Origin of the sequence: Bernardetia sp. Wsw4-3y2 (assembly GCF_037126295.1) — a bacterium.
In the GTDB taxonomy this organism is placed as follows: domain Bacteria; phylum Bacteroidota; class Bacteroidia; order Cytophagales; family Bernardetiaceae; genus Bernardetia.
Window position 1 is genome coordinate 1623917 of sequence record NZ_CP147017.1, and the last position, 20436, is coordinate 1644352.

A 20436-nucleotide genomic window follows, 5' to 3' on the forward strand; every position below is an offset into this window, starting at 1 on the left:
TTGCAAAATCAATTAAGATTCGTAAGTTTGCACTCTCTAAAACACAAACTTTAGAGAGTGCAAAATAAAAAGGTTGCGTGGCCGAGCGGCTAGGCAACGCTCTGCAAAAGCGTGTACAGCGGTTCGAATCCGCTCGCAACCTCATAACACTTGTAAAAAAGACTTGTCAGTTTGGCAAGTCTTTTTTTATGGAAAATATTTTAGTCCTAGAATAGTGAATATTAACTCAATTCTTTCTTTAATATTTTTCCTGTGGCACTCATAGGTAGTGTTTCCATAAACTCAATAATGCGTGGATATTTGTACGCTGCAATATGCTCTTTAGTATAAGCTATTAGTTCTTCTTCTGAAACTTCTTTTCCTTTATGCACTACTACACATGCCTTTATCTCTTCTCCTGATTCATCATTTGGCACACCTATTACTGCTACCATTGATACTGCCTGATGTTTCATTATTACCTCTTCAACTTCTCTAGGATATACATTTAGTCCCTTGCGAATAATCATTTCTTTTGTCCGATCAACAATAAAGAAAAAGCCATCTTCATCTTTTATTGCAACATCCCCAGAATATAACCAACCATTTTTCAGTGTTACTTTATTTTCTTCAGGTCTATTAAAATAACCTTTCATTACATTGTGTCCTCGGTAAATAAGCTCTCCTTTTTCTCCGATTGGCATTTCGTTATCATTTTCATCTACTATTTTCACTTCCACACCCCAGACAGGAGTACCAACAGAACCAGCTTTTTTACCAACAGTTTTTTGGTTAAAAGTAACAACTGGAGAACCTTCTGACATTCCATACCCTTCTAATATTGGCACTTCAAATTTTGCCTCAAATTCCTCTAATACATTTACTGGTAATGCAGCACCACCAGAAACACATGTTTTGAGATTTTTAGCTATTGCCTTTAAGTCAAAGTTAGTATTTTCATAATTGAGTAATCCCCAATACATAGTCGGAACTCCTGCAAAAACGGTTACAGTATGTTTCTGCATTAATTCTAATACAGTTTCGGCATCAAATCTAGGTAAGAGTACGCTAGTAGCCCCTTTATACAATCCAGCATTCATCAATACTGTCATAGCAAAAATGTGGAACAATGGAAGAACAATAAGTTGTTTGTCATCACGATTTAAGTCTGTAATATCTGAAGAAAGCATAGCATTATGTATCAGATTGGAGTGCGATAATTCAGCACCTTTGGGCTTTCCAGTAGTACCAGAAGTATAAATAATTAAAGCTGTATCATCTGCTAAAGTTTGTATGTTTTCAAAAATCGGTGACTGATTAGCCATTAATGAACCTAGAGTTTTTGTATTTTCAATAGGAGAAGGAGCAGCTGGATTTCCAGTAATTACATAGAATTGTTCACAACTAGTGGTAGCATCAAATCCTGTTTTACCTTCAACAGCCATAGGTAGCTCAGCAGTGCCTTCAAAACAGAAATAGGCTTTCGCTCCAGAATCTTTCAAATGATACTCAATTTCATCTCTTTTTAATAACACTGAAAGTGGAACTACAATAGCTCCAGCTTTAAGAATACCAAAATAAGCAATAGGAAAAAAAGGTAAATTCAAACAACTTAGAGCTATTCTATCTCCTTTTTTTATTCCATTTCTCACCAAACCATTTGCCACTTGATTAGCAGCAGCATTTATTTGGCTATAACTGAAATGTTTGTCCATAAAAATAAAAGCGTCCTTGTTAGGAAACTTTCTAGCACTATCTTCTAAAATAACAGAAAGGTTAATCATAGTTTATATATTTAGGTCTTTAAGAAAGAATGTTGATGTTGTCGAATTAATATTTAATAAAAATATCTTTCAAGATAACAAATACCCCAGACAATAATTTTAACAATAATCTCATTTTTTATAAAAATAGTATCATAATAAATTGAGAACATTATCATATATCTTCATTCTCTTCTTCATCTATCCATTCCAAATCTTCATCTAAACCTTCATTTTTCTTTTCTTCCTTTTTGATAGTTTTAAATCTACGTTTTATTGTCCTTCTAGTCTTTTTAGATTTATTTGATTTTCTTTTTTTTCTATGGAATAGTCTTGAGTCTCTACTTAAATCCGAATATGCCAAGAAAAACAAAACTAAAAGCAATGCAAGAGGAATTAGTATCAAATAAAAAGCTGTATAATCTACAAAATATTTATACGATTTAGCAGAAAGAGAAGTAAATAAAAGTTTGCCTAACATTGTTACTCCTAATAAAAGTCCAATTACAAGAGGTTGCTGTCTTTCTGAAGCTTGTGTAATCACTACAGCATAAATCAAAGGCAAAATAGGGGCTAAGAAAAAGGCTGTTGCAGGGAGAAGCAATGAATAAGGTGAAATATCATTGAAAACAGACGCAGGATAAATAGTCTGACTACTAAAAATATCTCCATTCCAAAGCACTAAACATATAAACCCTACAACACAAAAAACAAAAATCATAAAACGCCCTGCTCGTTGTAAAAGAGTCCCAATAAGTAAACGACTAATTGCCATCACTAAGAAAATAATAGCTAAAGCACCTAAATCATAAAATTGTCTGTTTTTTAAATCTATAAGTTTGACTGCAAAAACATTTGCCCATTCTTCAAAATGAACATAAATAATAGAAGCAATAAATACACAAAAAATGGAAAGTAAGAGAATAGAATTAATTAATAAACCATTCAGTGATTTACGAGCATGACGAAACTCATTTTTCCAAGACTCAGGAATAGAACGTAAAGGATAATGATAATGTAAAAACTGAAAACCAATAGCAATAACCAAAAAAGGCAAAAGAATCCAATAGGCTTGAGTCCAAGAAGAATCAATATCTTGAATATAAGGTAAAAAGAGAATATAACTAAGAGCAACTCCCAGTAAGTACATTCCTTCTAAGTGCATTATTCGCCTTGCATGTTGTCCTTTCTTCTTTGATTCTAAACTAAGAAGCCAGTATGCAGCCAAACGAACAAGTGCAAAAGAGCCTCCTGTTAAGAAAAATAAAAATTCAGCTAATGCAAAGTTGTGAGTTTGGAAAGATACAGCAATAGCACAAATTGCCATTAATGACAAACAAGCAACAATTATATTACGAGCAGACCAACGAGGAACAATGATAGCTCCTACAATTGTAAAAACAATGTAACTAATATCCCGAATATTCATCAAAATAGTTGTTTCACTACTACTTCTATCATACGAAAAGACAGCTCCCAAAACAGCAAATGCAGCAGCATGGTAAAGAATACCGTATATAAGAAAAGCACTTCCCAAAACAGCCGTAATAGGAAGTTCAGGGCGTTTGTAGATTCTCTTTGAGCCTTGTCCACTTTTCGAAGTGTTCAAATCAATCTTAATCGAATCTTCTATTTTGTTGGTTTGTATATCTAAGTTGTTCTCCAAGTGCAGTTGATATAAAGGAAAATAAAATCATTTCCTAAGTGTTGATAGATTTGTAGAAAAGCCTAATTAAGCACAAAATACATGATTTTGATAGATTCTCAAACCTTGTATCTCTTCAAAGAACAGCAAATATAGATGTATTGATATTTTTTTTGATAAAGTTTTGATTTTGAACATTTTTTGAAGATAAAAAATGCTTATACGCATATTATTAAAATAAGTTTGGATATATTATCAAAAAAAATGAAATAAAATTTGCATAACGTGTTTTTTCTTAATTTATTTGTAGATAGAATAAAGAATAAAAGATACTTTACTCAAAAATAGATAAACTTTAGAGAGGTGTCCGAGTGGCTTAAGGAGCTCGCTTGGAAAGCGAGTATGCCCCAAAAGGGCATCGGGGGTTCGAATCCCTTCCTCTCTGCAAAAACAAAAAATCTATAGAATAGACGTATTAGGAACACTAATTTATACTTGAATTATTTTTTTTTGATTATCTCAAACTAAAATGTTACTTTTAGGACATAAAATGTATTCTTAATCTACTATTGCTAGTTTCAATTGTATTTTGTGAAATTACAAAACGCTGAAACATTTGTAGTAATAGAATTTTATGGTTTGTGTTAATTCTAAAATAATTTTTCAGCAAAAATCTTTGTTGACACTGAAAACATTATTTTTTTTGATTGAAATTTTATTACTTTGTCAAATATTGTTTTATTAATAAGTTAAAATTGAATCACTCACTATTCTAAATGAATAATAAAGTCTATTTAATTTTAGTTTAATTTATTGTCAATTTTAATTTTACACCCTTAGCCCAAACTGCTAAACCTAATATCTTAACCTATAAGATTATTTACTCCGTAAATCACTCAGACTAATATGAAAAAATTATTTTCTCTGCTTGCCCTAATCTGCTTTTTCGCTATTGGTACAACGCACGCTCAAGATGACAGCGAAATGATGGTAAATCAAGACTCTATAGATAGAGTAAATGATTCTATTGCCAATGTGCAAAAAATGGAAGAAGAAGCTGCTGCTGCAAAAGTAAAAGCAGATGCTGACGCTGCTGCTGCTGCCCTTGTTCCAGAACAAACAACTCACGAAGCTATCAAAGAAAAGTTTATTGAAGGTGGATGGCAATTTATGTCATTGGTACTTATCTGTTTAATTATTGGTCTTGCAGTTGCTATTGAACGTATTATTGTTCTTAACCTTGCTAGTACAAATAAAGACAAATTATTGGCTAAAGTAGAAGATGCTCTCCGTGAAGGTGGTGTTTCTAGAGCGCAAGAAGTTTGTGCTGCTACTCGTGGTCCTATTGCTGACATTTTTGCACAAGGTCTTATGAGTGCTAATCGTGGTATTGAAATCGTAGAAAAAACAGTTATGTCTTCTGGTTCAGTAGAAATGAGCAAGTTAGAAAAAGGACTTATCTGGATTTCACTCTTTATTGCTCTTGCTCCAATGCTTGGATTTATGGGTACAGTAATCGGTATGATTGGTGCATTTGATGCTATCCAAGCAGCAGGTGATATTCAACCTTCACTAGTAGCAGGTGGTATCAAGGTAGCACTTCTTACAACAGTAGGTGGTCTTATTGTAGCCGTAATTCTTCAAATCTTTTATAATTATTGTGTTTCTAAAATTGACTCAATTGTTACAGATATGGAAGATGCTTCTATTTCTCTTGTAGATTTGCTTATCAAACATGACCTTTCTAAGTAATTAGTTAAGAAAGAATTAAAGTAAAAATAGGTGTGTTACTATTAGTATATATTCTGTACAACTAATACACCTATTCTATTTTAAGGTTTTGTATAAATAGTTTTTAAAACTATCAAATCACTTAGAAATCAATTTATTAACAATTTACTAGAATACTCAGATAAAAATTAGATAAAAAGAATTATGCAAAAATATCTTTCTTTAATCATCTACGGTATCGTTGTCGTTTTATTTGTTGCTTTTGGTGTATATGGCTGTTCGGGCTATCCTGCACAAAAAGAATTAGCAAAGAAGCAAGCTGTAGAAGAAAAAGGTTATACAGACATTACTGATGACCTTATGGACAAAGTACAACTACCTACAAAGGTAGAAGAACAAATTACAGGTAATGCAGTTGCAGATTGGTTTATTCCTCTCTCTTATGTACTTGTTGGTTTTGCAATGATTGCAGCTATTGTACTTCCTTTAGTTTATACAGTTACTCAAGACCCAAAAGCACTTGTTAAAATTGCTATTTCATTAGGAGTTTTAGTCGTTGTATTCTTTATTTGTTATGCTTTTGCTGATGCAACAGCCGTAAAAACAACAGATGAAGAAATGAGTGCAGAAGGTGCAAAATATATTGGAGGCGTACTCATTATGACCTATGTTATGATTGCAGTCGCTTTTATAGGAGCTATTTTTGGAGAAGTAAGCCGTTCATTTAAATAAGAAAATTTTATTATGGGAAAGAAAAAACGTGACGATGTAGGCGTAAATGCCAGTTCGATGGCAGATATAGCCTTTCTATTACTTATCTTTTTCTTAGTAACTACACGTATTGCTTCCGAAAAAGGAGTTTATAGAGATTTAGCACCTAAGCCTGAAGGAGAAGTTCCTCCAGTTGAACTCAATAAGCGAAATGTATATAAAGTTATTATTAACTCTAGCAATGAATTGCTTATTGAAGGAGAAGAAGGCAAAATGAGTCAGATAAAAAAGGAAATAAAAGCACATGTAAATAATTATGGTGTTGATCCTGAACTTTCTGTAAGTCCAAAAGATGCCATTATCTCAATCAAAACAGACAGAGGTACAGATTATACAACTTACTTAACTGTTTTGGATGAAATTTTACAAGGCTATAATGAACTTAGAGCAGAATATTTGACCAAAGAATTAGGTGAAAAAATTACTGTTGATGATTTCTTAGAAATTTCAAGACAGGATACACAAGTAAATAAAGACCGTTATAAATTAGCTAAAGACAAGTATCCTCTTAATGTATCTGATGCAGAGCCAACAGGTAGTGGAGGAGCACAATAACTAGCTTAATAAATAACCAAAGAATACACAGAAATACCATTTCTAAACTAGAAATAGCATGCCTTTTAAAAAGAAACCGAAACCGAATCCAGAGATACCTACTTCTGCTCTGCCAGACATTATCTTTATGTTACTTTTCTTCTTTATGGTTTCGACTGTAATGAGAGAAAATACGCTTAAAGTAAACGTACTTTTGCCACAAGCAAACCAAGTGCAGAAAATGGAAAAAGCCAATTTGGTAGCTAATATTTATATTGGTAAACCAAAAGAAGCAGATCAATTTGGTACAGCACCTCGTATTCAAGTAAATGATGTATTCATCAATTTAGATCAAATTCAACAGTTTGCAGTGGAATCTATGGCAAACGTACCCGAAGTAGATAAAAATCGTTTTCGTGTAGCTATAAAAGGCGATGTTGGTTTGGATATGGGAGTTGTAATAGATATTCGTGAAGAACTTCGTGAAACAGAAGCTCTCAAAATCTATTATGCAGCCTCTAAAGGAGAAGAATAATATCAGAGAAATTTATACAAAAGAAAAAGCCATTTTCAATTTATTGAGAATGGCTTTTTTTATATAAAATATATTGTACTGTTATGCTATCTTGCCTGAAAATGTATAAATATATTTTGAGATAAGAGTTTCACTACAAATTCAATACTCTTATTCACAATAAATGTCTCGATTATAGTTTAGATACTACCAATAGAGATATTGAATTTTCCTTATACTGGCATAAGATTGTATATTATATCTATCTATCAGCATATGCTGGCAAAAAGGCATCTCCAAGCAAAATGCTTGAACAATAAGTTTAAGGGAAAATAATTATTATTTTAATATAATCAAAAAAAACTCTTTCTAAGCGATATAGAAAGAGTTTTTTGTCTTAGACAATAAAAAAATTATTTTCCTTTCTTAACTAAACGTTTCCATGTATCAGTACGACCAAACATAGAAACACCAATATAACCACGTCCATCGACAAGATTTGTATTTTTCTTACTCATTGTCATTTCAAAGCTGTAATCAGAACCATTTTTAGGATCATAGATATTTCCATTTTCCCAAACTAAATCATCTTTATCACCTACAAATTCCAAATCTCTCATGTTTGTCATTCCTAATATTTTATCAGAATGCTTTGATTCATCTGGATTATTGATGTCTAAACGAGGTGTTCCGTCTGGATTATCTTTTTCTTTTAGCCATACAATGCGACCATAGTATTTATTTACGTCTTGTCCTTTACTAGCTTCTCCTTTAGAAATACGAATAACAGAACGTTTATCGCTTGGCTGCCAATCACCTATCAAAATATCTCCTGGGCTATCTTGTGTAGGAGAGTAAAATTCGGCTGCTGTCCAGCTTGTCAAAACAAATAAAGAAGCAAAAAGAGCTACAAATAAGATATGAAGTGTTTTCATAATGAAGTTTAAATTAAAGTGTTGTCTGAATAGGTTTTAATAAAATTGCAATTAATCTTTTATATACAAGAGATTGTTTTGCTATTTAAAGCAATAGTTTTACTATTTATATAGTAAAAATTCAAAAACTATGCCTTTTCGATGAAATATATTTTCAAGAGTTTTTTTGAGTTTAATCATCTAGCAATTAAGGACTTACAAAATTAAGTCCAATACGAAAATACATTGGCAAACCAAGACTTCCTATTGATACTTCATTTGCATCATTACTTGCTCCATTTGCCAAATCAAAACGATATGCAGGAGCTACACCAGCTTGAAGATTCAGACGAATAAAACTAGAAAGTGCTTTATTGAGTTCGATACGCCCACGAATTTCAGATTTACTTAGTTCATAATTATTGGTAGCAAATATATCATTGTTAGGCGAATTTTGTAAGAGATAGCTTTGTCCCTCTAACTCATAACCAAAATTAAGTGACGATTTTGCAGAAAAATTATAACGTAGAGAGCCACGAGCAGGTAATAATAATTCCATTCCCCATTTATTATTAAACGTTTTATTCCACATGAAGATAGGCACATGTAAAAGTTTACCACCACGATATGTACGAGTAACACCAATAGCTAAGTTTTGATTATCACTTTTCTTCCAACCATAAAGTAGAGAAGCAGTATATTTCATCTTTCCAAAATCTGGCTCTACTTCTCCAGCATCATATGTTCCAATACTATAATTTCCATTGAGTGAAGTAGCAGCTTGAAATATAAGAAAATGTTTTTCATCAAGAGGCTTGAAAGCTAAAATTCCTAATGTAGCTGTACGAAGTGGATTGTTATTTAATGAAAGAGCTAAAGCATCTCTAGTATCTACTTGATCAAAATTATAACGACTTTCCCAATATGAAAAAGTAGCATTGAAAATAATATTACTCTTAGATACTAAAGGAATATTAGCATCCAAACGAATACCATGATTTAGACTGATAGGAGATTTGTAACTAAAAGTGCTATCACTATCATCTGGGTTTATAGATTCTAGTTCTGAGCCAAACATAAAATCATAGCTCAAACCAATAAGTGTAGTAGGATTTAAGTTATTGATTTTATTATTACAATATTTTTTAATGACTGTATCATCAGCTTCTTCAAAGCCATCCATACTAAATTCTTCTTCTTCATCAGGTGCAATGACATCACCTGTATCTACTTGTGCTTTGGCTAGGAAGAGATTACCAAAAAGACAAAAGCAAAATAAAAAGGCAATCGCAAATAAACGGTATCTTTTGTTCATAAAATAAAAGTTTTTGGAGGTTTGTGTGTAATTTTGTAGTTACTGTAAAATAAGAATTGATAATTTTATAAATGAATCACTAATATATTAACATTTCTTTAAAAACCTACTACTAAGAATAAAATTCTGATAAACACAGCGTTTTTGAAATAAAGTTTTGATTATATACATTATCACCTAAATATAGATAAATCAATTCACTTTCTTTATATTACTATCAAATATAATAGTATGACTATTACTTTCCTAATATTTCTTACACTTTCTCTAATTTTATTTAATACACTTGTTGGTGTGTATATAGAACGTAAAGTTTCTGCTTTCATACAAGACCGTATTGGTCCTACTGAAACAGGAAAATACGGTCTTTTACAAACGTTTGCTGATGTAGTCAAACTACTTTTTAAAGAAGATATTATTCCCTCTTCTACAAATAAATTCTTATTCAAATTTGCCCCTGTTCTAGTTTTTATAGCTGTTTTTGCAGGTTTTGCGCTTGTTCCCTTTACAGCAAATTCTGAAACTGAAATGCCTTTAGGTATTTTGATTTGGCTAGGTATTGTAGCCTTAGATGTAATAGGAATTTTGATGGCTGGTTGGGCTTCTAGCAATAAATTTTCATTGTATGGATCTGTTCGTTCGTTGGCTCAAATGGTTTCGTATGAACTTCCTCTAGGACTTTCTATTTTGTGTGTGGTAGTTTGGAATGGTTCTTTAGATTTACAAGAAATTAGTCAGGCACAAGGAATTTTTGCAGAAAAAACGACCTATTTATTTGGTATTTCATTTTTAAATATAGAAACTCAAACTATTGGAGGAATTTTGTCTTGGAATATCATTTCAATGCCATTTTTCTTTATTGTCTTTCTGATTTTCTTTATTTCTGGACTTGCACAAGCCAACCGAACACCTTTTGACATTCCAGAAGCAGAATCTGAACTCGTAGCAGGTTTTCAAACGGAATATTCAGGAATGCGTTGGGCATTTTTGATGTTGGCAGAATATGGAATGATGCTTTTGATAGGACTTCTGACAAGTATTTTATTTTTTGGAGGTTGGAATAGTCCTTTTCCTAATATTGGGAGTTTTGAGTTAGCTAATTATACAAGTGGAGAAATTGGACATTTTTCGTCTTATCTATGGTCTTTCTTTTGGCTGATGAGCAAAACTATTATTTTTATGCTTATTCAGATGTGGATTCGTTGGAGTTTTCCTCGCCTTCGTGTCGACCAACTAATGACAATGTGTTGGAAATATTTACTTCCTTTTTCTTTAGGTATGCTTGTTTTGACAGCTTTTTGGAAGGTTTTCTTATCATAAATTTCTGTGTGTGTTGCTCTATGTCATCGGTGAGACACCGATAATGGCAAGATAATGATAAAAAATAAAATTATTTTACAATAGAAAAAAATACGTCAAGTCCTTTTCCATGATGATTGACAGGTTCTTGATAAACAAATCTTTTGATAGAAGAATAATCAATTTCTTCATTTTTATATTCTTTTCTAGGAAGATTTGCTAAGACAGGTAAATATTCTCCCGTTCCTAAGTGAGCAATTACTAATTTTACTTTTTTGGTTTCATAAACTCTAATTGAGCTGATGGATAGAGAAACCACAGAGTTTTCTAAATAACCATCTTTTAGAAAATAGTTGGTTTTGTCTTTAAATACGGCTAAATCAAACTCTTTATTTTCATAAGTCAATTTTTTAGTTTGTGTATTTTCATCATATTGAGTTGTCAAATTATTACATTCTTCTTGAAAATCACAAAAGGAAAGATATTTCACCTCAAAAAGTTCGATGGTAGAATATTTTTCTAAAATCAACTTTACTGTTTTGTCATGACTTTTACTTAATTCCTTTAAATAACTTCTTCCAATAGCATTTGTAGAATCAATCAATTTTGAAGAAATCAGATTTTGATGCAAATCATAAACAGATAAACGAGTCTGTATTATCCAACTTACAGGTTCAAAATCTTCATTCATCTCTTCTTCTTCTGTTCCAAGTCTATCTCTTCTTTGTATTTGAATATCGATTGATATAACGGAATTATTATAAATTCCAATAGGAAATAATTTGAGTTGGTTTGTTTCTAAACAAGCAAAGCAAGATGAAACACATACAAAAAAGAAAACTATAAGCACAAATATATTTTTCATTTATTTGGTTTTAGACAATTCTATTGTAAAAAAAATCGTTCAAGTAATTACTCAAACGATTTTTTAGAAATTCTATTATATGTAAACCGTCGTTGAGGTCTGAACCGTCAACGAGGATTTATAAATTTACTTCATCATTTCATCAGCAAAAGCCAATAATTTATCTTCTGAAAAATAATTTCCCATTATTTGTAACCCAATAGGCAAACCTTCTTTGTCTGTTCCGTTTGGAATAGAAATCGCAGGAATTCCGACCACAGAAGCAGGAACAGTAAACAAATCAGCTAAATAAAGTTCTACCGTTTCGCCTTCATATTTTCCAATTTCAAAGGCTGTTGTAGGCGTTGTTGGAGAGATAATGAAATCATAGTTGGAGAATAATTCCTTCATTGCTTCTTGTATTTTACGTCTTACTTTTTGTGCTTTCGTAAAATAAGCATCGTAATAACTTGCACTCAAAACAAACGTTCCTAACATAATTCTGCGCTTGACTTCCTTACCAAATCCTTCTGTACGTGTTTTTTTATACATCGATTCCAAATCGGTAACATTCGGACTACGGAAACCATAACGCACACCATCATATCTTGAAAGATTGGTACTTGCTTCTGCCGTAATCAAAATATAATAAGTAGGTAAAGCATATTTGAGAAGAGAAAAATCTACTTCTTCTACTTCATAGCCTTCACTTTTAAGTTGTTCTATTTTAGCAATTGTTGCAGCTTTTATTTCTTCGCTTAACCCTTCAGAATGCAAAGTTTCTTTGATATAAGCTATTTTTGGCTTTCTATCTAATTTTTTATTTAATAACTCTGAATACTTTGGCACTTCTCTTTGAGAAACTGTACTGTCATTATCATCTTTTCCAGCAATAACTTCTAGCGTAATAGCAACATCAGCAGCATTATTTGCAAAAATTCCGATGCTATCAAAAGATGATGCAAAGGCAATCAAACCATAACGAGAAATACGTGAATAGGTTGGTTTCAAACCAACAATTCCACAAAAAGCAGCAGGCTGACGCACAGACCCACCTGTATCAGAACCCAATGAAACCATACACATTCCTGCCTGAACTGCCACAGCAGAACCTCCAGAACTTCCCCCCGGAACTCGGTTTGTGCCAATTTCATTTTTTACAGCTCCAAAAGCAGAATTTTCATTGGAAGAACCCATCGCAAATTCGTCACAGTTTTGGCGACCAATAACGATAGCATCTTCTTTCAAAAGACGTTCTACAGCTGTTCCATCAAATTGAGATTCAAAACCTTCTAGCATTTTTGATGCTGCGCCTAATTTGTGGTCTTTATGACACAAAACATCTTTCAATCCGACAATCATTCCAGCTAGTTTTCCTGCTGTTCCGTTTTGGATTTTTTCATCGACAAGTTTTGCCTGTGCTTTAGCTTCTTCATCATAAACTTCTAAAAAAGCATTCAAAGAAGGATTTTTTTCATGGATGACTTTCAAATAATGTTCTACCAACTCTACACAAGTAAGCGTTTTGTTTTGAATGGCTTTTTGGACAGAAGCAAAGGAATCTATATGAGTTTTCAATTTAATTACGAATTAAAAATTACGAATTACGTTATTGTTCAAGATTTAACTCTTGAATTAATAGCTTTTATAAAAACAAAAATACGAAAGAAAATTATAAGAATTTTGTAAACTCTGTATTTTCCTTCGTATTAATTTATATTCTGATTTTTCAATAAAAACGAATTTGATTGAATCAAACAATTTGAAAACATAAATTACTAATAATGAGCAATTTACAATCGTAATTTTTAATTCGTAATTCGTAATTATTTATTATGCTTCTCTTTTAGTTGTAGAAACATCTTCTTTTTTACTTTCTGCTTCGATTGAATTTTTTACTTCGCTGGTTGCATCTTTAAACTCACGAATTCCACGACCTACTCCACGAGCAAGTTCAGGAATGCGCTTTGCGCCAAAGAAGACAAGGACGATAAGCATAATAAGAGCAATTTCCCAAGCTCCAAGTCCACCGATGAAAAGAAGTGTATTTAACATAGTTGATTGATTTAAAAGGTTCTGATAAACAGATTTGATACTGCAAAAATACAGTTTTTTTGATAAAAAAAGAATTTCTGATGACTTTGATACAAATATTTAAGAGAAGTTTTATTTATTTTCTCTACTTCTGCCTTTCCTGTATTTGCATCAAAAACTGTTTTAAAAACTGTTTTTGATTTTCATGTCTGACAGAAAGATTTTCTAAGGTTTGATAGGATTTTTCAAAATATTCATTCATTTTATCTTCTGCAAACTGTCTTATATTCAGATTGTTATAAATTTGAGTAACTAATTTTACTTTTTCGGCTTCATCAAAATCTGTTTTATTAATCCAATTTTGAAGGTCATTCTTTCCAGCTTCTTTTTCTTTTTGTAAAGCTGTCAGCATCAAATAAGTTTTTTTATTTTCTATAATATCTCCTCCTACTCGTTTTCCAAATGTTTTTGGGTCTGCATAGACATCCAAAATATCATCGTGAAGTTGAAAACCAATTCCTGCCGAAATGCCTACTTCTCTAAGTTGCTGTGCTTCATAAGGTTTTGCACCTCCCAAAATTGCTCCTAATTCTAATGAAAATCCTAACAAAACGGCTGTTTTGAGTTTTATCATTTCCAAATATTCTTTTATCTCTACATCATTACGACTTTCAAATTCCATATCAAACTGTTGTCCTTCACAAACTCCAATTGCACAAGCATTGAAAAGTTGCAAAACAGAATGAAATTTATCAGAAGGAATAGATTCTCCAAACCATTGATAGGTTTTGATAAGCATCAAATCACCTGACAAAAGTGCTGTGTTTTCATTCCATTTTTCGTGTGCTGTAGGTTGTCCTCTACGAATTGGAGCATTGTCCATAATATCATCATGCAACAAAGTGAAATTATGAAAAACCTCTGTTACAATTGCAGGAGAAACAGCATTTTTCCATTCCGAATCATACAACGAATACCCCAAAAGAACAAGCAAAGGACGCATTCTTTTTCCACCCAAAGACATAATATATTTGATAGGTGCGTACAAATCGGCTGGTTTGCCTTCTGTATTTAGGTTTTTGATATGAGTTTCAAGAGCTTTTTGAGCTTCTTGTAGTGAGAATGTAGGATTGATAGTAGTTTCTTGTGGCATAAATGGTAATTTATTTTGTTGTCAGTGTCGCTACTCTAAAACATCAACAACAGAGGAGAGTTTTTAATAATCAAATATAGATAAGTAAATTTGAGTTTCCCAATTTTGTAATTATACACCTAAAAGAATAATATAGAATTTCAAAATAATTGAAATTCTATACTATTTTTTCAACTTTTTGAAATAAGTTAAATGACAAAATTTTTCATAAATTTATTCTACTAAAGAATCTGCTATTTGTTGTACTTCTTCGCTAGAAAGTTTTGTATTCTTAGCTACCATTTCAACTGAAAGGTCATCTAAAAGAAAGTTTTTAGCAATCTCTCTTGAAATATCATTTCCAAATTTCGTTTTTTCTTTTGATTGTTCTTGTGCAAAATCAACAAAATGTTTATTGTCTTTATAAATTTTCTCTTTTTCTTGGTATAAAGAACGCTGTTCGTCTGATAGACTTTCCATTTCTTCTTTACTCAAAAGAACAAAATCATTCATATATTCTATAAGTTGGTTTATCGAATCCATATTTTTTATTTGTTTTAGTAGATGTTTTTTAATCTTTCTTTAACAAATAAACCAAAAATTGCAAATATTGTTTTAATTTTGCTAATTAAGTTAGCATTTATTTATGAACCCAAAATACTAATCTATGAAAAGGTGTGTCTTTTCCCTACAATAAGATTACTTCAAAATATCAGCGATATCATTTTTAGAAAGCGTTTTAACAAAGCTAGATTCTGTTGTAATCAAATCTTGTGAAAGCGCAATTTTTTGTTGTTGTAAAGCTAATATTTTTTCTTCAACTGAATTCTGAGTAATGAATTTATAAATAAAAACTTTGTTTTCTTGTCCAATTCGGTGCGCTCTATCAACAGCTTGTGCTTCAATGGCAGGATTCCACCAAGGGTCTAACATAAATACATAATCGGCAGCCGTCAAATTTAAACCAACACCTCCAGCTTTTAAAGACAACAAAAACACTTTGATATTCTCATTGTTTTGAAAATTCTCAACTTCTGCTTTTCGGTCTTTTGTTCCTCCATCAAGATACGAATACTTAACTTTTTCTTTGTCTAACTCTTTTCTAACTAAAGTCAAATGCCTTACAAACTGACTAAAAATGAGAACTTTGTGTCCTTCACTCAAAACAGATTTTAGTTTTTCCCACAAATCAGAAAATTTACCTGAATCACCTTCATAATCTGGATCAACCATTTTGGGATGGTTGGCAAGTTGTCGCAACCTAGTCAAACCTTGCAAAAGCATAATTTGAGATTTTGCCATTCCTTGCAATTCGATATGCTTCAAAATTTCATTTCTGTAATATGATTTTGCTTCTTCATAGACTTTTTCTTGCGATTTACTCATTTCTACATAAATGATATTTTCTACTTTTGGTGGCAATTCTGTTGCGACTTGATTTTTGGTTCTTCGAAGAATAAACGGTTTTATAATAGTCTGTAATTTTCTCGCTTTATCGACATCACTTTGCTTTTCTATCGGAATTTGATAATGCGTTTTGAAGAATTTTTGATTGCCCAAAAGTCCACCATTTACAAAGGACATTTGCGACCACAAATCAAGCGTAGAGTTTTCAATTGGCGTTCCTGTCAAGATAAGTTTGAAACGAGATTTTAGTGTTTTGACAGCCTTTGAAATTGCTGAACTTGGATTTTTTATGGCTTGAGACTCGTCTAAGATTACATAATTAAAATAAAATTCATTCAAAATATTAGCATCAATTCTCATTGTTCCATAAGAAGTCAGAATTACATCATACTTTGGAAAATAAGTCGTAATATCTTTATTTCGGTCTGTTCCTGTATAACGCCAAACCTTCAAATCAGGCGCAAATTTTTTAGCTTCAACTGCCCAGTTGTACAAAAGTGAAGTCGGCATTATTAATAATGAAGGAGCAACTTCTCCCTCTTTTTCCTTTTGTGCTTGAAGCAAAGCGAGTGTTTGAACCGTTTTTCCAAGTCCCATATCATCAGCCAAACAACCTCCAAAATTAAATTCTTGCAAAAAACGAAGCCAATTATAACCAGCCTTTTGATAGGGACGAAGTTGTCCTTTAAAGCCTTTTGGAAGTTCAAAGTCTTCTATTTCTCCAAAATTATCAGCATCGTATAATTTTTGAAGTTTTCGGTTCATTGTTACGTTGGCAAGATTTCCTTGTTCTAAGTTTTGAACTAATGCCAAATGATGTTTTTTAAGTGCAAATTTTTCATCTTTCGACTGCATAAATTCAAAAAGCTCACTATATTCTGTAAACCATTCTTCAGGAATAACGGCAATTTCACCATTAGGAAGTGTAAATTCACGTTGACTTTTCAAAATATACTGACGAATTTGCATAAACGGAATTTGATATTCTCCGAAAAATACTTTTGCATTAATATCAAACCAATCTTTATTTTCATTGATTGCAATACTAATTTGAGATTTTCCAATGAAATAATTTTTTCCTTCTTCGCTTTGGTGCTGCTTTAATTCTACTCCTAATTCTTGTAAAATAGTTTCATTTTTGGTTATCCAAGAAAAAGCCTTTGAACGAGGAAGCGTAATTTTTCCTTTTTGAATAGGCAAACCTAACTCTTTGAGTTTTGAAACGACAGCTTTTTCTAACAAAACTTGCCTAATAAATTTTGTAAAAATAAATTTATCTTCATTATTCTCAAAGACTACATGACTATTTTGATTTTCATTCAATTCTGAAACTTTGTAAACTTCATCATTATACCTAAAATTGAGTTCGAAAACGACTGTGTTTTCGCTCTCATTCTGATTTGCTTTTGTAGAAACAGGCGTATCAAAAAGCGATTGTGTAGAAGAAGACAAAATTTTGAAATGCAATTCTGCTTGTGGGTCGTTTCTTTTTGTAATTATTTCAAAACCTACTGGAATCACATGATAGGATGAAATTAAAGAAGCGACAAATTTTTTATAATACGTTTCTTCAACGCTTTTATTGACTAAAATAAATTTTTTGCGTAAAAAAGGCTTTAGTTTTGCGCCTTCTAAAGGTCTATCAAAATGATATAAAATATTTTTATGCAGTAGCCAAGCAGGAGAATTACAGACAATTTTGGCATCTGACTGACGAAATTCTATCGTTTTTTCATTGTGTCGAATGGTCGGATAATATTGTGTATTCTCTGGATTTTTATAAACATGAAAGAGAATAGTTGCAGGGATTTTTGGGATTTCGATAAATTCTCCTGTTGGTGTTCCATCTCTTTGCATCGTATAGACGAGCTTATTTTTCTCTAAAAGAAGATTCAGAATTTTTATTTTTTTACCTTCTACATAGTCTTCAATAAGTTTTTGAGTGACTTTATCTCCTTTTTCCTCGTCATAAATTTTATCTGCAAAATCGAAAATAGTTAGTTTTTTGCCACTCTTTCCTACTTTGGAAGAAACATTACTAAATTTTTTGATAATGGCATCTTGCTGAATCGAATCCATTAGTTTTATCAGTTCATAATCTGACTCTGAAAGTCCATTATCAAACTCATGAGCATTGCGAGAAGAAATATTTTGATATTTTAGTGTTAGTTTTCCCTGTCGAACTTGCACCACAAAAGACTCAAACAAACAACCCAAAAATTGATGCTCATACAGCGAATAAACGACTTTAAAAGATTCGTTAGGCGAAACATTCATAAGTAACAAGAAATAAAACGATATACAGCAAACTAAAAATTAGTTACTCTTTTAGATTTAAGACAACTTCAAAAATACGGATTTTTTTTGAGTTTGGAAATTGCATCTAAGTAAGAAAAGTTAAACTAAAATGTTTCAATTAAACTGATTTCTCCCTCATAGTTATTTATGAAGTTGTTTAAGAATACTCATTTTTCCTTAGAACTGAGTTTGCAAATCCAGTTCTAAGGAAAAATAACAAAGCCTTTGTTGGTGTTTTAGCGTAGCGACACCAACAAATATATCCACAAATCCCATTCTTAAACAACTTCTATAACTCTTCTACCTTTTCCAAAATATCTGAAATTTCATCAAAATCGGTATAGCCACCCATTCCAACTTCTATTTCAGTTTGTCCTTTGAAAGCAATTCCTTTTAGTTCTGTTTGAGAAAGTAAACCTGTTACATTCTCACTTGTTATTCCAAAACCTAAAATAATCGGATGTTCTTTAGATAATTTTTGGAGAACTTGAATTTCTCTTTCAGATAAACTTTCTTCATTAGATTCTATTAAAAAATAATCTACCTTAAAATCTTTTATGTTCAAACTTTCTAGTTCTTCTAAATTGGTAGAAAATATAATAGGAAAATTATAGCTTTTTGATTTTAACTCTGAAAAAATAGCTTTTTGAGAAATCTGTACAAAATCAATCTTATAGTCTGTATTTGAAAGAATTTTATGAGCTTCTTCACTGATTGTATCATCTTCTAGTTCTGCCACAATTTTACAGCCTGTTATCCAACCCGAAATCTGTACAAAATCTTGTTCAGAAACGTAGTTTTTACTAGTTGGATTTAATGAAAAACCAATCATCATATCTAAAACTGTTCCCATTCCTGCACCGAAACGAGCATCATGAAGATTTGTAATACTACTTAATTTTATAATTGAAGAAGACATAAAGAAGAAATATAGAATTTATGAAACAAAAAAAAACCTCTTTTCAAAAATTAGAAAAGAGGTTTTCAATAAATGTACCCAGAGCCGGGGTCGAACCGGCACGGATTGCTCCACTGGTGTTTGAGACCAGCGCGTCTACCGATTCCGCCATCTGGGCAAGATTTTAAAGGCTGGTAGTTACTCGTTTTGAGAGTACAAATGTACAACTTATTTTTTATAGTACAAGCATTTTTTTAGAAAAATGAAATAATTTTTATCTTAATCAATGTCATTGTTCTTGCTATCTCCTGATTTTACCATATTTTGGTCTTCTGCTGACAAAACGCTTTCTATCTGAACACGAACGCCATCTTTATAAGAAACAATCCATGCATCATTTACACCCATTTCACGCAAATATTTTTTGAATAAGTCAGCTTCCCAATAGTCTCTAAAAGCTGCAATGGTATATTTTTTTACTCCGTCTTCATCTTCTTCAGCATGGAAACGTCTGTGTCCGACAAATTTCATTAAGTCTTTGTTTCTAAATGCTCCTACTTGTACTCTATAAACTGTTCCTTTAGAATAATCATCTTTTCCATCCGAAGAAGAAGCATCAGCATTTTCTGTTTCTGACTTTGCTGCTTGTTGTGCATCTGCTAAAGCTTGCTGCAAACTATCAACCATTCGTTCTTTTTCCATCAGAGTTTGGCTTGTCGAAACAACCTGTTTTTCCAATTTACTAGCCTCTTCAACAGCTGTTTCGTAGCCCTCTACTTTTTTCTTAAAGTCTTCTACAGACATCGATTTTTGTTTTTTCTTCCAAACTTTTTTTTGTTCTTTACTCATTTTTTGAGCAAAAACAGAATGTGTAGAAAGCAGAAAAATAAAACAAAGACTTGCTAAAATAAAACGAAACATAACTTTATATTTTTTTATAAACGGTAAATATTGATGTTTTCACTTCTAGTGTCAGAAACAGTAAAAGTGAAATTTGATAGTTATTGGAAGAATTTTGATAAGTTTATTTCAACAAATAAGGCAAATTCTAATCCTAAAAATTATATTTTTATTGACCAATTGCTTTTCTTCGATAACTCACTCTTAAAGTATAGTTAAGTATTCTGTTTTTATAGACTAATATTCTTTTTGAATTTGCTTTATTTTTTTTATGCATTCAACTCCCCAGAGTTGAACGAAATGCTTCCTCAGAAGCCTGATTCAGGTAAATAAATCACGCTTCTGAGGAAGCGAAACATTCAGTTCTGAGGAACTGAATGCACAACAAAATAAGGAATAAGAATTAAATAAACTACTATTTTAAAACATTCAATTGATTGATAATCAATAAATTAAAT

General features: G+C 31.6%; 17 protein-coding genes and 3 tRNA genes. 7 read left to right on the forward strand and 13 right to left on the reverse strand.

From position 1 onward, the window contains the following. The first annotated feature begins 71 nt into the window (after positions 1 to 71). Positions 72 to 142 (forward strand) — tRNA-Cys (locus V9L05_RS06370). Between the two features lie 79 nt (positions 143 to 221). Here V9L05_RS06370 and V9L05_RS06375 read toward each other — a convergent pair. Beyond that, a complete protein-coding gene (locus V9L05_RS06375; protein WP_338814831.1) occupies positions 222 to 1763 on the reverse strand; it encodes a long-chain fatty acid--CoA ligase in 1542 nt (513 codons plus the stop codon). Between the two features lie 154 nt (positions 1764 to 1917). Then, complete coding sequence (locus tag V9L05_RS06380) at positions 1918 to 3408, reverse strand: MFS transporter (RefSeq protein ID WP_338814833.1); 1491 nt, start codon at positions 3406 to 3408, stop codon at positions 1918 to 1920. Positions 3409 to 3744: 336 nt separating this feature from the next. Between V9L05_RS06380 and V9L05_RS06385 the strand changes: the two genes are divergently transcribed. The 5 genes from V9L05_RS06385 to V9L05_RS06405 all read left to right on the forward strand — a co-directional run bounded on the left by V9L05_RS06385 (position 3745) and on the right by V9L05_RS06405 (position 6958). Then, positions 3745 to 3832, forward strand: a tRNA-Ser gene (locus tag V9L05_RS06385). 461 nt (positions 3833 to 4293) lie between these two features. Further along, the gene (locus tag V9L05_RS06390) at positions 4294 to 5139 is read left to right on the forward strand and encodes a MotA/TolQ/ExbB proton channel family protein (RefSeq protein ID WP_338794034.1); all 846 of its coding nucleotides are present in this window, start codon (positions 4294 to 4296) and stop codon (positions 5137 to 5139) included. 183 nt (positions 5140 to 5322) lie between these two features. Further along, positions 5323 to 5850: a hypothetical protein gene (locus V9L05_RS06395; RefSeq protein ID WP_338794032.1), complete on the forward strand. Its 528-nt coding sequence runs from the start codon at positions 5323 to 5325 to the stop codon at positions 5848 to 5850. A gap of 12 nt (positions 5851 to 5862) precedes the next feature. Continuing rightward, complete coding sequence (locus V9L05_RS06400) at positions 5863 to 6444, forward strand: biopolymer transporter ExbD (RefSeq protein ID WP_338794030.1); 582 nt, start codon at positions 5863 to 5865, stop codon at positions 6442 to 6444. Positions 6445 to 6502: 58 nt separating this feature from the next. After that, positions 6503 to 6958, forward strand: a complete 456-nt coding sequence (locus V9L05_RS06405; protein WP_338794028.1) for a biopolymer transporter ExbD — start codon at positions 6503 to 6505, stop codon at positions 6956 to 6958. Positions 6959 to 7350: 392 nt separating this feature from the next. Here V9L05_RS06405 and V9L05_RS06410 read toward each other — a convergent pair whose 3' ends face one another. Together V9L05_RS06410 and V9L05_RS06415 are read right to left on the reverse strand one after the other, a co-directional pair. Continuing rightward, positions 7351 to 7872 (reverse strand): DUF2147 domain-containing protein, encoded by a 522-nt coding sequence (locus tag V9L05_RS06410; RefSeq protein WP_338794026.1) that lies wholly within the window; start codon positions 7870 to 7872, stop codon positions 7351 to 7353. A gap of 187 nt (positions 7873 to 8059) precedes the next feature. After that, positions 8060 to 9166, reverse strand: a complete 1107-nt coding sequence (locus V9L05_RS06415; RefSeq protein ID WP_338814834.1) for a DUF6268 family outer membrane beta-barrel protein — start codon at positions 9164 to 9166, stop codon at positions 8060 to 8062. Positions 9167 to 9397: 231 nt separating this feature from the next. On the opposite strand from V9L05_RS06415, the gene V9L05_RS06420 reads away from it, so the two are divergent. After that, positions 9398 to 10486 carry a complex I subunit 1 family protein gene (locus tag V9L05_RS06420; RefSeq protein WP_338814835.1) on the forward strand — a complete coding sequence of 363 codons (1089 nt, stop codon included), beginning with the start codon at positions 9398 to 9400 and terminating at the stop codon, positions 10484 to 10486. 70 nt (positions 10487 to 10556) lie between these two features. On the opposite strand, the gene V9L05_RS06425 is transcribed toward V9L05_RS06420, so the two are convergent. The 9 genes from V9L05_RS06425 to V9L05_RS06465 form a co-directional block, all read right to left on the reverse strand. Beyond that, a complete protein-coding gene (locus V9L05_RS06425; RefSeq protein ID WP_338814836.1) occupies positions 10557 to 11330 on the reverse strand; it encodes a hypothetical protein in 774 nt (257 codons plus the stop codon). A gap of 126 nt (positions 11331 to 11456) precedes the next feature. Next, positions 11457 to 12887, reverse strand: coding sequence for an Asp-tRNA(Asn)/Glu-tRNA(Gln) amidotransferase subunit GatA (gatA, locus tag V9L05_RS06430; protein ID WP_338814837.1), 1431 nt, complete (start codon positions 12885 to 12887; stop codon positions 11457 to 11459). A gap of 255 nt (positions 12888 to 13142) precedes the next feature. Beyond that, complete coding sequence (locus tag V9L05_RS06435) at positions 13143 to 13364, reverse strand: twin-arginine translocase TatA/TatE family subunit (RefSeq protein WP_338794019.1); 222 nt, start codon at positions 13362 to 13364, stop codon at positions 13143 to 13145. Between the two features lie 124 nt (positions 13365 to 13488). Then, positions 13489 to 14496: a polyprenyl synthetase family protein gene (locus V9L05_RS06440; RefSeq protein ID WP_338814838.1), complete on the reverse strand. Its 1008-nt coding sequence runs from the start codon at positions 14494 to 14496 to the stop codon at positions 13489 to 13491. Between the two features lie 213 nt (positions 14497 to 14709). Then, a complete protein-coding gene (locus V9L05_RS06445; RefSeq protein WP_338814839.1) occupies positions 14710 to 15018 on the reverse strand; it encodes a hypothetical protein in 309 nt (102 codons plus the stop codon). Positions 15019 to 15174: 156 nt separating this feature from the next. Then, positions 15175 to 18159 carry a DEAD/DEAH box helicase gene (locus V9L05_RS06450; protein WP_338814840.1) on the reverse strand — a complete coding sequence of 995 codons (2985 nt, stop codon included), beginning with the start codon at positions 18157 to 18159 and terminating at the stop codon, positions 15175 to 15177. A gap of 310 nt (positions 18160 to 18469) precedes the next feature. Then, the gene (locus V9L05_RS06455; protein ID WP_338814841.1) at positions 18470 to 19099 is read right to left on the reverse strand and encodes a hypothetical protein; all 630 of its coding nucleotides are present in this window, start codon (positions 19097 to 19099) and stop codon (positions 18470 to 18472) included. Positions 19100 to 19174: 75 nt separating this feature from the next. Further along, positions 19175 to 19256, reverse strand: a tRNA-Leu gene (locus tag V9L05_RS06460). 101 nt (positions 19257 to 19357) lie between these two features. Continuing rightward, on the reverse strand, positions 19358 to 19999 hold the full coding sequence (locus tag V9L05_RS06465) for an Ezrin/radixin/moesin family protein (protein ID WP_338814842.1): 642 nt from the start codon (positions 19997 to 19999) through the stop codon (positions 19358 to 19360). Positions 20000 to 20436: the final 437 nt, after the last annotated feature.

Bases quoted from the DNA above. Each gene is read 5' to 3' on its own strand.
- V9L05_RS06395 (WP_338794032.1), top strand. From the start codon at position 5,323: ATGCAAAAATATCTTTCTTTAATCATCTACGGTATCGTTGTCGTTTTA.
- V9L05_RS06415 (WP_338814834.1), bottom strand. From the start codon at position 9,166: ATGAACAAAAGATACCGTTTATTTGCGATTGCCTTTTTATTTTGCTTT.
- V9L05_RS06465 (WP_338814842.1), bottom strand. From the start codon at position 19,999: ATGTTTCGTTTTATTTTAGCAAGTCTTTGTTTTATTTTTCTGCTTTCT.
- V9L05_RS06450 (WP_338814840.1), bottom strand. From the start codon at position 18,159: ATGAATGTTTCGCCTAACGAATCTTTTAAAGTCGTTTATTCGCTGTAT.
- V9L05_RS06375 (WP_338814831.1), bottom strand. From the start codon at position 1,763: ATGATTAACCTTTCTGTTATTTTAGAAGATAGTGCTAGAAAGTTTCCT.
- V9L05_RS06410 (WP_338794026.1), bottom strand. From the start codon at position 7,872: ATGAAAACACTTCATATCTTATTTGTAGCTCTTTTTGCTTCTTTATTT.
- V9L05_RS06405 (WP_338794028.1), top strand. From the start codon at position 6,503: ATGCCTTTTAAAAAGAAACCGAAACCGAATCCAGAGATACCTACTTCT.
- V9L05_RS06440 (WP_338814838.1), bottom strand. From the start codon at position 14,496: ATGCCACAAGAAACTACTATCAATCCTACATTCTCACTACAAGAAGCT.
- V9L05_RS06455 (WP_338814841.1), bottom strand. From the start codon at position 19,099: ATGTCTTCTTCAATTATAAAATTAAGTAGTATTACAAATCTTCATGAT.
- V9L05_RS06400 (WP_338794030.1), top strand. From the start codon at position 5,863: ATGGGAAAGAAAAAACGTGACGATGTAGGCGTAAATGCCAGTTCGATG.
- V9L05_RS06445 (WP_338814839.1), bottom strand. From the start codon at position 15,018: ATGGATTCGATAAACCAACTTATAGAATATATGAATGATTTTGTTCTT.
- V9L05_RS06420 (WP_338814835.1), top strand. From the start codon at position 9,398: ATGACTATTACTTTCCTAATATTTCTTACACTTTCTCTAATTTTATTT.
- V9L05_RS06425 (WP_338814836.1), bottom strand. From the start codon at position 11,330: ATGAAAAATATATTTGTGCTTATAGTTTTCTTTTTTGTATGTGTTTCA.
- V9L05_RS06435 (WP_338794019.1), bottom strand. From the start codon at position 13,364: ATGTTAAATACACTTCTTTTCATCGGTGGACTTGGAGCTTGGGAAATT.
- V9L05_RS06390 (WP_338794034.1), top strand. From the start codon at position 4,294: ATGAAAAAATTATTTTCTCTGCTTGCCCTAATCTGCTTTTTCGCTATT.